The sequence below is a fragment of the Sphingomonas sp. genome (genome assembly GCF_051962185.1).
Lineage (GTDB): Bacteria > Pseudomonadota > Alphaproteobacteria > Sphingomonadales > Sphingomonadaceae > Sphingomonas.
The window spans coordinates 1-10,300 of record NZ_JBQCCN010000172.1 but is presented as its reverse complement, the minus strand read 5'-3'; the positions used below and the strand labels follow the sequence as shown (position 1 = coordinate 10,300).

Sequence of the window (10,300 nt, the reverse complement as noted above, 5' to 3'; positions counted from 1 at the left end):
ACCCAGATGATGATGGCCGAGCGTCAATTGCCGCCGATGATCTGGGTGTTCCTCGATCATAGCGGCGCGACCGGCACCAACGAATTCGCCGATTCGGCCAATAACGGCCCGTGGGGCAAGGCGCTGACCGCTGAACTGATTCCCGCACTCGAGCGCCAATATGCGATGGATGCACGACCGAGCGGGCGCTTCCTTACCGGACACAGCTCGGGCGGCTGGTCGACCTTGTGGCTGCAGGTCCGCTATCCCAAACTGTTCGGCGGCAGCTGGCCGACCTCGCCCGATCCGAGCGATTTCCATAACTTCACCGGCATCGATCTCTACGCGGCGAACGCCAATTTCTACCACGACGCCAAGGGACAACCGATCCCGCTGGTCCGCGACCATGGCAAGGTGATCGCGACGATGGAGCAATTCGCCCGCGCCGAGGCGGTGCTGGGCGCCTATGGCGGCCAGATCGCCTCGTTCGAATGGGTGTTCAGTCCGCGCGGCGCCGATGGCCGGCCGGTGCCGGTATTCGATCGCGCGACGGGCAAGGTCGATCCCGCGGTTGCCGCTTATTGGCGCGACAATTACGACGTCGCCAACATCGTCACCCGCGACGCCGCCGCGCTGCGCCCCGATCTCGACGGCAAGATCCACCTGACGGTGGGGACCGCCGACACTTTCTATCTCGACGGCGCGGCGCATCTGCTCGAGGCGGCGATGGCCAAGGCACGGATCAGGGCGAGCTTCACCTACCTGCCCGACAAGACGCATTTCGACCTGTACGAGCGCGGCGGCGACAAGATGGCGCTGATGAAGGACAATGCCTGGGCGATGTACGCCGTGGCGCGGCCGGGGGTGAAGCGGCCCTCCAATTAGACGCCAACCTCAATCTCAAAATGGTTGTCGCACAAAGACGCAAAGTCACGAAGCGTCTCACTTGTCATTGACGAAGCACCGAAGACTTCGCCCCATCCATCATGCCGGCCTTGTGCCGGCATCCGCCGTACCAAGAGCATGGGCGGCGAGGTTCACGCTGGAACCGATAGTCTCGCGATAGTTGCCCAGTGGACCCCGGCACAAGGCCGGGTGACGAAGGGGAGCCGTGAAACTCAATCGCTTCGCGTCTTTGCGTTTTTGTGCGAGCCGATCACCTCCCGCTCACACGGGGGCAACAAAACGTCACGCCCTGTCGATCCGCGCCGCGAAGCAGCCGGGGCGCGCGTTGTACGCCTGAAGATACGCCACGTTCGGATCCTCCAGCCACGGCTCGATCGTCGCGGCGAGCTCGCCACCGTCCATCACGTCGCCCTTGAGCAACATGCCCTCGGCGTCGAACGCGCGGAGCGCGAGCAGGCGGCGGGACAATTGCAGCGGCACTTCGTCATGATATTCGGCCGCCTCGGTGGCACCTTCGCGGACGAAGATCGCGTAGGTCGCGCGATAGGGGCTATCGACCGGCAGATGCTGGTAGTTGATCAGGATCAAGTCCTCACCCGGCTCCGCATCCTCCAGCGTCACGCGGCAGGGGAAACCCGGCTTCTCGTCGGCCCGCCGGCGCACTGCGCCGAACGCCGCCAATTCGCCGTCGCTCAAGCCATAAAGCGGTTTGAACGGAGCGGGATCGAGCCCGCGGATCACATAGGCCATCACTTCACTCCTTCACGATTGAGCAGAACCGCCTTGCGGTCGACGCCATAGGCATAGCCGCCCAGCGATCCGTCGCTGCGCTGCGCGCGGTGGCACGGGATCACCACCGCGATATGGTTGGCGCCGCACGCGCTGCCCACGGCGCGCACCGCCTTGGGGCTGCCGGCGAGAGCGGCGAGTTCGGCATAGGATCGCGTCTCGCCCGCCGGGATGGCGCGCAGCGCCTGCCACACGGCTTCCTGGAACGCGGTGCCCTGGACGTCGATCGGCAGATTCTGGTCGCGCTCGGGCGATTCGACCTTGGCGACGACGCGCGCGGCAAGTTCGGCGAGCGCCGCACCGCCGGGCACGATCTCGGCCTTGGGGAAATGCCGGGCGAGATCGATCGCATCCTCGTCGAACGCAACGCGGCACAATCCCTTGTCGGTCGCGGCGATCAGCAATTTACCCAGGCTGGTATCGGCGATCGCCCAGCGGACCGTGGCCCCCGCCCCGCCCTGGCGCCAGGCGCTCGGCGTCATGCCCAGCCGCTTGGCGCCGCCTTCGTAGAAGCGGCTCGGCGCCGAATAGCCCGCCTCGTAGATCGCGTTGGTGACCGACGCTTCCTGTTTGAGCGCCTCCGCGACGCGGGTCGCGCGAAGGCCGCGAAAATAGGCGGCGGGCGTCACGCCGGTGGCGCGTTTGAACAGCCGATGGAAATGGTGCGGCGCATAGCCGACCTCCGCTGCCAGCTCGTCGAGCGGGATCGCCTCCTCGGCCGCTTCGAGCAACGCGACGGCATTGGCCACCGCGACGCGGTCGCGGCCGACCTCGTCGGGCTTGCAGCGCAGGCAGGCGCGAAAACCCGCCTCGCGCGCCGCGGCCGGGTCGCGGTAGAAGGCGACATTCTCGCGCCGCGGATGCCGGGCCGGGCAGCTCGGCTTGCAATAGATGCCGGTCGTCCTGACCGCGACGACGAAGCGGCCGTCCTGCGCACGGTCGCGGGTCTCGAATGCCGTCCAGGCGGCGTCGATATCGATGGAGGTCTCGGTCGTCATGCAGCCTATGTAGGCCGCTCCGCCCTGCGCCACATCCCGCCGCTTGCGGCCAAAACGATGGAGCGATCAGGCCGGCCGGTCGATGGCGTAGATGACGTGCGTGGCGGAGAAGCCGGCCATATCGGCCTGGTGGATGCGATCGGTCAGTCGGCCGCCGATCTTCTCGATCGCGCGGCGCGAGCGGACATTGGTCTCGCCGATCAGGAAGATCGCGCGCTCGACCCCACCGCCGCTGAAGGCATGGTCGAGCATCATCCGCTTCATCTCGCCATTGTAGCGCCCGCCCCAATGCGACCGCGCCAGGAAGGTCCAGCCGATCTCCACTTCGCCCGGTTCGGCGCGCTCGAAATCGTAGCGCGAGCTGCCGATCACGCCGCCGGTCGCGCGGTCGATCGCGACCAGCATCCCGGCCGAGGCGAGTCCGTCGGCGAAGAAACGGCGGAACACCGTCTCCTGCCAGCGATCATGCGCGGGATGGACTTCCCAGATCAGCGGGTCGGAGCCGACCGCGAACAAGGCGTCGAAATCGTCCGGCGTCGCCGGGCGAAGTTCGATCAGTTCGCCGGTGAGGCGCGGCTGGCGGTCGAACATCGCTGTCAAAGGACCAGCAGGACGATCGGCACCACGACACCGAGCCCCAATGCGATCAGCGACTTGCGGCGCATCGCGCGCGTGCCGAGTGCGATCGTCAGGCCGATCAGCGTCGTCGTGAACAGACCGATCGCGGTCAGCAGGGCGAAGATCTTGAGCGGCGCGAACCCGCCATGGTCGTGATCGTCGTCATGCCCGCCGGCCTTCGCGGCAGGCGGCTTGCGATCGGGCGAAGGCGCGGGCGGGCGCGGCTTGGGCAACGCCTGGTCCTTGTGGATGCCGGCGATCGCCGAGACCCAGCCCGGCGGCGGCGGATTACGCGCATCCTGCCATCCGATGACCTGGATCAGGCCGCTGAACGAGAAGAACAGGATGGCGGGGGCCAGAAAGACGCCGATATATTGGTGCCATTGGCGCAGGCTGCGGAGCGTGGTGGCTTTCATCGCGCGCCGTTATGGCAGCAAACGGAGACCGGACAAGCCGGTTCAGGACATCAGCCGCTCGTAGAAGCCGCCATAGCGGCCGGCGGGATCGACCAGATGGATTTCCAGGATCCAGAACCGATCGTTGCCCAAGGGATCGGGATCGCGCAATCGCGTCACGTTTTCCGGGTTGATGCGGTAGAAATCCTTGTCGCCGGGCAGATGCGCGTGCGGGAATTCGCCGACGACATGCCCGGCGATGACGCCGCCGAACCGCCAGCCGGCCGCCGCGGCGCTGTCGCAGGCGAAACGGTAGAGTTCGGCGCCGGTGATGTCGGGATGCGCGTCGAACTGCGCCTTCACGCGTTCGAACTGCACCGGAAGGTCGGCGACGAGCCGAATCTTGTCGGGATCGTTGCCCACCACATAGGAGCGGCCGACGTCCGCTTCCCAATCGTCGAACACCGGGCCGAGATCGAGGAACACCAGATCGTCCTCCGCGATCGTCAGCACCGGCGGGTTCTCGCGCGCGGTGGCGAGGCCGTTGACGCCGGCATGGACGATCCGTTTGTGCCAATGCTTCTCGACCCCGAATTCGTCGCGCGCGAGGGCGTAGATGTCCTGCTCGACCTCACGCTCGGTGCGCCCCGCCGCGATCAGCCCGAGCGATTCGATGCGATCGAGCAATGCCAGCGCCAGATCCTGGGCGGCGTGAAGCTCGGCGTGGCGAGCGCCGGACGAGAGCGTGGCGTGGGTCATGGGCAATGCCATAAGCAATCACCGCGCAGCGGACCAGTCGGTCACAGGCGATGCCGATCGAGCCAGCGCGCGATGAGCGCCTGGGCGGGTTGCGTGAATACCACCTCATGCCCGACGCCGGGAAAGAGCGCGCGATCGGCATCGGGGCGCAATTCCTTGAGCAAGGCGCTGTTTTCGGCTGGGATCGTGGTGTCGACGGCACCATGAATGAGCAGGATCGGACAGCCGATGCGGCCGATCTTGGACAAGGTGTCGAAGCGTTCGCTGACCAGGAGATTCGCCGGCAACCACCAGAAGCGCGCCGCAGTGACATGGGCGATGCTGGCATAAGGCGCGATCAGCACCAGTGCGCGAGGCGCTTGCTCCAGCGCCATCTGCGCGGCGACGCCCGTGCCCAGCGAATAGCCGATGATCACCGTCCGGTCGGGACCGATCGCATTCGCCGTCATCCACGCGCGCGCCGCGCGCGCGTCGCGATAGAGGCCTTGCTCGTCGGGAATGCCCGCCGCGCCGTTGAAGCCGCGATATTCCGGCAGCACCGCGCCATAGCCATCGGCAACCAGGCGTTGCATCGCGACCATGCTGCCCAGCACCGAATCGCCATTGCCGTGAAAGAACAGGATGACCGACTTGCCCGGCTGCGGCGGGTGATAGAACAGGCGGCCGCGCAATCCGTCGGAGGTCGTTACCTCGATGTCCCGATATCCGCTGCGATCGGGATCGACCGCCGCCGTTCCCAGCGACCAGCCGGGATAGATCAGCCGGCGCTGGAAAACGTAGAGCGTGCCGACGACCGCGACGTACAGCAGGACGAAGACGAACAGCGCACGGATCGCGAGCCGTCTCATCGCCCGCCCGTTCGCCGGGTCAGAGGGAAATGCCCTTGCCCGGCTTGATCGTCAGCGCCAGCAGGCGCGCCTCGCGCATCAGAGCCAGAATTCCGGCCTCGTCATTCTTTTTTCCTGTCCGATAGACCGACAGCACGCGCCCGCCGACCGACGTGATGCACACCGCGATGGGCTGATCGTAGCTGATCTTGTCCGTCGCGACGTGCAGGACGCCGGCCATATAGCCGCACACATCGTCCTTGCCGCGCGGCGCGAAACTACCACTGATGTCGATCTTCATGCCGGCCACTTCCGACAGTTTCTTGCCGGCTTGACTGGACGCACTCGTGGTGTCGATCGTCTTGCCGAATTCCGCGCCGAGCTGGGCGAGCAGGGTCGGTCGGTCGATCGTGATCTGCAACGCCGCCACCGGTGTCTTTACATATGTGTAGTCGTTCGCCCCGGGCACGATCCCCTCGTCGCAGCGAACGAGCGTCAAATCGGTCGTGTTGGTCGTATCGCCCGCCGCCATCAATTTCGCGACCGCGGCATCCTTGCCGGCGGGCAGGCAATAGCCGGCGGGCAATGGCAACGAGAAGGATACGCCACCGACCTGGAAGTCGGCCTGCTTGGCGTCCGGCGCCGGCGACGCCGCGATCAACGGCAACGCGGCCAACACCCAAAACAATGATTTCATGATCCCCCCCTGGTGTCCACGACCCCTGATCGGCATTCCTAACCGGAGGTCTGTCCCGCCGAAAGGGGAGAACGGTCGCGGCCGCTATTTCTTCTTGTCCTTCTGCGCCTTCATGCTCTTCGAGATGACGATCTCGGCCAGCCGCGCGCCGGGAATGAAGATGCCGGCCGCCTCGACCCCGGCATTGATCAGGAATTCCGCATCGATGCTGCGGCCGAGAAATTGCTCGAACGTATTGCCGCCGGTCCGCGTCTCGCCGCTGACGCCGTCGAATTCGACCACCGCCTCCTTGCCCTGCCAACGATAGCGGAAGGCATAGACCGGGCGGTAGTAGAGGTCGATGTGATGGAGCGAGAGCTTCTCCTCGAGCACCTTGTCCGCTTCGATCCGTTCGATCGAACTCGCCAGCACGTCGCGCACCAGCATCGACGCCTTGGCTTGGGGCGGCACCACCACGGCGCCGTCGGCGGCTGCCTTGGCGAGGCCCGCGGCATCGGTCACGGTCGCCTCGTGCTGGAGATAGTGGGCGGCGGCCGGCTCGGGGCTGCCGCTGATCGCGTCGTAATAGACCTCGCGATGGATCTCGTCGTGACAGGTCTCGATGCCGGTCAGCGCGAAGCCGCCGCTGGTGACCTCGTGCGCCTTGCCGTCGACCTCGACCCGGGCAACGTTGGCGTCGACCGCGACGCGATACTCCTTGTGTCGCTCATAGGTCATCGTCGCGGTGCAGCCTATCCGGAAGAAAGGCTGCAACCGCCGCTCGCGATAGACGACCTCATAGTCGTCGTCTTTGGGCCGCGACAGGAAACCGGTGATCCGCGCCATCGTCCCGAACGCCTCGGTGCGCTTGGTCCAGGCGCGCCCCTCGGCATGGTCCATGTTGAACCGGTCGGCGAGGACCAGCACGCGTTCTTCGGCGAGTTCGACGTCCATCTCGGGCCTCCCCCTCTCTGCGCTTTTGCACACCTCCTCGCTTGATCGGTCAAGCGGGGATAGGCGAAAACCGCCCTGTTGGAGAGGCTCGATACTGCTAAGTTCCTCCAAACGGAGGGGGCATGTCACGCAACATCATCAATGCGGTATGCACTACGATCGGCGTGGGATCGCTGGTTGCTGGTGCATTTGTCGCGATTCACCCAACCGAAGTTCGCACGATGTCGATGCCTCAATTCCAATTGGATCGCCTGCAACGGCTTGCCGAGACGTCGTGCCGTTGCGAGCGGCGCGCCGGGCGGAACGGAGCAGCAAAATGCTGGGCAGAATTCGAACGCCGCATGCCGGGCGCGGATATGCAGTCGATGTGCGAGCCCAGCGTGCACAGCCGATGTGCCGGCAAGGGCATGCTGGGCGGCAACGACTGCGTCGTCATGCAATATTATTTTGAAGGCTATCAGCTCTGTTCCAGCGTCGAATTGAAAACGATGGAGGCAGTCTTCAACGCCGAGCTGGACGCGACGCACGGCAAAGGCCCGCTTCCCAAGACAGAAAAGCTGTACCGCGACATGGTGGCCGGCAAGCCGCTTCCCAAGTTGAACGGCTCCAGCCTCTGCACCTCGTCCTAACGCACCGGGTTGCATCCCCCGCCCCCCGATGCTAACCGCGCGCCAACCCATAGAGGGCGCCTCAGGGCCGCCCTCTTTTCGTATGGGGCCACATACCCTTTGAAAAGGACCATCATCGCGTGGAGCAATCCGGCGGTATTCAAGCGAGCTTAGGTGGACGGTACGCAACCGCGCTGTTCGAGCTCGCCCGCGAATCGAAGTCGATCGACACGGTCGAAGCGAGCTTGGCCACGGTCCGGCAGGCATTGGGTGATTCGGCCGACTTCAAGGCGCTGACCACCAGCCCGCTGATCGGCCGCGCCGACGCCGCCAAGGGCGTTGCCGCCGCGGCGGCCGCGATGAAGCTCGACGCGACCACTACCAAGTTCCTGGGCGTGCTGGCGCAGAACCGCCGCCTCGCCCAGCTGCCGGCGATCATCCGCGCGTTCCGCGGCCTGGCGTCGAGCTATCGCGGCGAGACCACCGCCGAGGTGACCTCCGCGCACCCGCTGAGCGAGGCGCAGGTGATCGAGCTCAAGCAGCAGCTCCGCCAGCGCGTCGGCCGCGAGGTCGCCGTGGATCTGAACGTTGACCAGTCGCTGCTCGGCGGCCTGGTCGTCCGCATTGGGTCGCAGATGATCGACAGCTCGATCCGCACCCGTCTCAATACCCTCGCGCACGCGATGAAAGGCTGAAAGCTAAGACTATGGATATCCGCGCCGCAGAAATCTCGAAGGTCATCAAGGACCAGATCGCCAATTTCGGCACCGAGGCCGAGGTCTCGGAAACCGGTCAGGTGCTTTCGGTCGGTGACGGCATCGCTCGCATCCACGGCCTCGACAACGTCCAGGCCGGCGAGATGGTCGAGTTCGCCAATGGCGTGCAGGGCATGGCGCTCAACCTCGAAGCCGACAATGTCGGCGTCGTGATCTTTGGCTCGGACGCCGAAATCCGCGAGGGCGACACCGTCAAGCGCACCGGCACCATCGTCGACGTGCCCGTCGGCAAGGGCCTGCTCGGCCGCGTGGTCGACGGCCTCGGCAACCCGATCGACGGCAAGGGCCCGATCGTCGCCGAGCAGCGCAGCCGCGTCGAAGTGAAGGCGCCGGGCATCATCCCGCGCCAGTCGGTCAGCGAACCGATGCAGTCGGGCCTCAAGGCGATCGACGCGCTCGTACCGGTCGGCCGCGGCCAGCGCGAGCTGATCATCGGCGACCGCCAGACCGGCAAGTCGGCCGTCGCGATCGACACCTTCATCAACCAGAAGACGGTCAACGCCGGCTCGGACGAGAAGAAGAAGCTGTACTGCGTCTATGTCGCGGTCGGCCAGAAGCGCTCGACCGTCGCGCAGCTCGTCCGCACGCTCGAAGAGAATGGCGCGATGGAATATTCCATCGTCGTCGCCGCGACCGCGTCGGACCCCGCCCCGCTGCAGTTCCTCGCGCCGTACACCGGCACCGCGATGGGCGAGTATTTCCGTGACAACGGCATGCACGCGCTGATCGTGTTCGACGATCTGTCGAAGCAGGCGGTCGCCTATCGCCAGATGTCGCTGCTGCTGCGCCGCCCGCCGGGCCGCGAAGCCTATCCGGGCGACGTCTTCTATCTCCACTCGCGCCTGCTCGAGCGCGCCGCCAAGATGTCGGACGCGAATGGCGGCGGCTCGCTGACCGCCTTGCCGATCATCGAAACCCAGGCGGGCGACGTGTCGGCCTACATCCCGACCAACGTGATCTCGATCACCGACGGCCAGATCTTCCTTGAGACCGACCTGTTCTTCGCGGGCATCCGTCCGGCGATCAACGTCGGCCTGTCGGTCAGCCGCGTCGGCTCGGCCGCGCAGACCAAGGCAATGAAGAAGGTGTCGGGCTCGATCAAGCTCGAGCTCGCCCAGTATCGCGAGATGGCGGCGTTCGCGCAGTTCGGCTCGGACCTCGACGCCTCGACGCAGAAGCTGCTCAACCGCGGCGCCCGCCTGACCGAGCTGCTCAAGCAGCCGCAGTTCAGCCCGCTGCCGTTCGAGGAGCAGACCGCGTCGATCTTCGCCGGCACGCAGGGCTATCTCGACAACGTGCCGGTCGAGGCGGTGGTGCGCTACGAAGCGGCGATGCTCGCCGACCTGCGCGCCAACCATGCCGGCGTGCTGAAGGCGATTCGCGACAGCAAGGACCTGAAGGACGACGTCCGCGACCAGCTCAAGGCCGCGCTCGACGCCTTCGCGAAGACGTTTGCGTAAGTTCTAGCCCTCTCCCGCGTGCGGGAGAGGGTTGGGTGAGGGTCTTCTTTCTTCTTCCAGGCGGTTGAAGCGAGAAGAAGAAAGAAGACCCTCACCAACTCCGACTAGGCAGCAAGCTGCCAAGTCTCCGTATCCTCTCCCGCGAGCGGGAGAGGCAGAGAAGGTTACGATGGCAAGTCTTAAGGCCCTCAAGATCCGCATCGGCTCGGTGAAGTCGACGCAGAAGATCACCAAGGCGATGAAGATGGTCGCCGCGGCAAAGCTTCGCCGAGCGCAGCAGAACGCCGAGGCCGGCCGTCCCTATTCTTCGCGGATGACCGACGTTGTTCAGTCGCTTGCTTCGCGCGTGACGGTTGGCCCGCAGACCCCCAAGCTGCTTGCCGGCACGGGCAAGGATGCCACTCACCTAATCGTCCTTGCAACCGCGGACCGCGGGCTTGCCGGAGCGTTCAGCAGCAACATCGTCCGCGCGGTGCGCCGCAAGGCCGACGAGCTGATCAGCCAGGGCAAGACGGTGCTGTTCTACATCGTCGGCCGCAAGGGCCGGCCGGTGCT

General features: G+C 65.7%; 13 protein-coding genes. 5 read left to right on the top strand and 8 right to left on the bottom strand.

Annotation, left to right across the window (positions count from 1 at the left end; translation table 11 throughout):
• Window positions 1–864 (top strand): alpha/beta hydrolase-fold protein (locus ACTHJR_RS10810; RefSeq protein ID WP_440523176.1); only part of this gene is annotated, 864 nt, incomplete at its 5' end.
• Between the two features lie 303 nt (window positions 865–1,167).
• On the opposite strand, the gene ACTHJR_RS10805 is transcribed toward ACTHJR_RS10810, so the two are convergent.
• From ACTHJR_RS10805 to ACTHJR_RS10770, 8 genes are all read right to left on the bottom strand, one after another.
• Window positions 1,168–1,635, bottom strand: coding sequence for a DUF1203 domain-containing protein (locus ACTHJR_RS10805; RefSeq protein ID WP_440523175.1), 468 nt, complete (start codon window positions 1,633–1,635; stop codon window positions 1,168–1,170).
• Window positions 1,635–2,672, bottom strand: a complete 1,038-nt coding sequence (gene ada, locus ACTHJR_RS10800) for a bifunctional DNA-binding transcriptional regulator/O6-methylguanine-DNA methyltransferase Ada (protein ID WP_440523174.1) — start codon at window positions 2,670–2,672, stop codon at window positions 1,635–1,637. Before ada ends, ACTHJR_RS10805 begins: the two co-directional genes overlap by 1 nt.
• A 66-nt stretch (window positions 2,673–2,738) precedes the next feature.
• Complete coding sequence (locus tag ACTHJR_RS10795) at window positions 2,739–3,263, bottom strand: GNAT family N-acetyltransferase (protein WP_440523173.1); 525 nt, start codon at window positions 3,261–3,263, stop codon at window positions 2,739–2,741.
• A 5-nt stretch (window positions 3,264–3,268) separates the two neighbouring features.
• Window positions 3,269–3,706 (bottom strand): hypothetical protein, encoded by a 438-nt coding sequence (locus ACTHJR_RS10790; RefSeq protein WP_440523172.1) that lies wholly within the window; start codon window positions 3,704–3,706, stop codon window positions 3,269–3,271.
• Window positions 3,707–3,748: 42 nt separating this feature from the next.
• Complete coding sequence (locus tag ACTHJR_RS10785) at window positions 3,749–4,444, bottom strand: M24 family metallopeptidase (protein ID WP_440523171.1); 696 nt, start codon at window positions 4,442–4,444, stop codon at window positions 3,749–3,751.
• A 41-nt stretch (window positions 4,445–4,485) separates the two neighbouring features.
• On the bottom strand, window positions 4,486–5,292 hold the full coding sequence (locus tag ACTHJR_RS10780; RefSeq protein ID WP_440523170.1) for an alpha/beta hydrolase: 807 nt from the start codon (window positions 5,290–5,292) through the stop codon (window positions 4,486–4,488).
• A 19-nt stretch (window positions 5,293–5,311) separates the two neighbouring features.
• Window positions 5,312–5,968 (bottom strand): hypothetical protein, encoded by a 657-nt coding sequence (locus ACTHJR_RS10775; RefSeq protein ID WP_440523169.1) that lies wholly within the window; start codon window positions 5,966–5,968, stop codon window positions 5,312–5,314.
• An 84-nt stretch (window positions 5,969–6,052) separates the two neighbouring features.
• Window positions 6,053–6,901 (bottom strand): hypothetical protein, encoded by an 849-nt coding sequence (locus tag ACTHJR_RS10770; RefSeq protein ID WP_440523167.1) that lies wholly within the window; start codon window positions 6,899–6,901, stop codon window positions 6,053–6,055.
• Window positions 6,902–7,023: 122 nt separating this feature from the next.
• Between ACTHJR_RS10770 and ACTHJR_RS10765 the strand changes: the two genes are divergently transcribed.
• The 4 genes from ACTHJR_RS10765 to ACTHJR_RS10750 all read left to right on the top strand — a co-directional run.
• Window positions 7,024–7,530, top strand: a complete 507-nt coding sequence (locus tag ACTHJR_RS10765) for a hypothetical protein (RefSeq protein WP_440523166.1) — start codon at window positions 7,024–7,026, stop codon at window positions 7,528–7,530.
• Between the two features lie 119 nt (window positions 7,531–7,649).
• A complete protein-coding gene (locus ACTHJR_RS10760) occupies window positions 7,650–8,204 on the top strand; it encodes a F0F1 ATP synthase subunit delta (protein WP_440523165.1) in 555 nt (184 codons plus the stop codon).
• Between the two features lie 11 nt (window positions 8,205–8,215).
• Complete coding sequence (gene atpA, locus ACTHJR_RS10755) at window positions 8,216–9,745, top strand: F0F1 ATP synthase subunit alpha (protein ID WP_440523164.1); 1,530 nt, start codon at window positions 8,216–8,218, stop codon at window positions 9,743–9,745.
• A gap of 169 nt (window positions 9,746–9,914) precedes the next feature.
• The coding region (locus ACTHJR_RS10750) for a F0F1 ATP synthase subunit gamma (RefSeq protein WP_440523163.1) at window positions 9,915–10,300 on the top strand (386 nt) is incomplete at its 3' end.

Coding starts and splice junctions, on each gene's coding strand:
- ACTHJR_RS10780 (WP_440523170.1), bottom strand. CDS start 5,292: ATGAGACGGCTCGCGATCCGTGCGCTGTTCGTCTTCGTCCTGCTGTAC.
- ACTHJR_RS10785 (WP_440523171.1), bottom strand. CDS start 4,444: ATGACCCACGCCACGCTCTCGTCCGGCGCTCGCCACGCCGAGCTTCAC.
- ACTHJR_RS10790 (WP_440523172.1), bottom strand. CDS start 3,706: ATGAAAGCCACCACGCTCCGCAGCCTGCGCCAATGGCACCAATATATC.
- ACTHJR_RS10805 (WP_440523175.1), bottom strand. CDS start 1,635: ATGGCCTATGTGATCCGCGGGCTCGATCCCGCTCCGTTCAAACCGCTT.
- ACTHJR_RS10795 (WP_440523173.1), bottom strand. CDS start 3,263: ATGTTCGACCGCCAGCCGCGCCTCACCGGCGAACTGATCGAACTTCGC.
- ACTHJR_RS10765 (WP_440523166.1), top strand. CDS start 7,024: ATGTCACGCAACATCATCAATGCGGTATGCACTACGATCGGCGTGGGA.
- ACTHJR_RS10770 (WP_440523167.1), bottom strand. CDS start 6,901: ATGGACGTCGAACTCGCCGAAGAACGCGTGCTGGTCCTCGCCGACCGG.
- ACTHJR_RS10775 (WP_440523169.1), bottom strand. CDS start 5,968: ATGAAATCATTGTTTTGGGTGTTGGCCGCGTTGCCGTTGATCGCGGCG.
- atpA (WP_440523164.1), top strand. CDS start 8,216: ATGGATATCCGCGCCGCAGAAATCTCGAAGGTCATCAAGGACCAGATC.
- ada (WP_440523174.1), bottom strand. CDS start 2,672: ATGACGACCGAGACCTCCATCGATATCGACGCCGCCTGGACGGCATTC.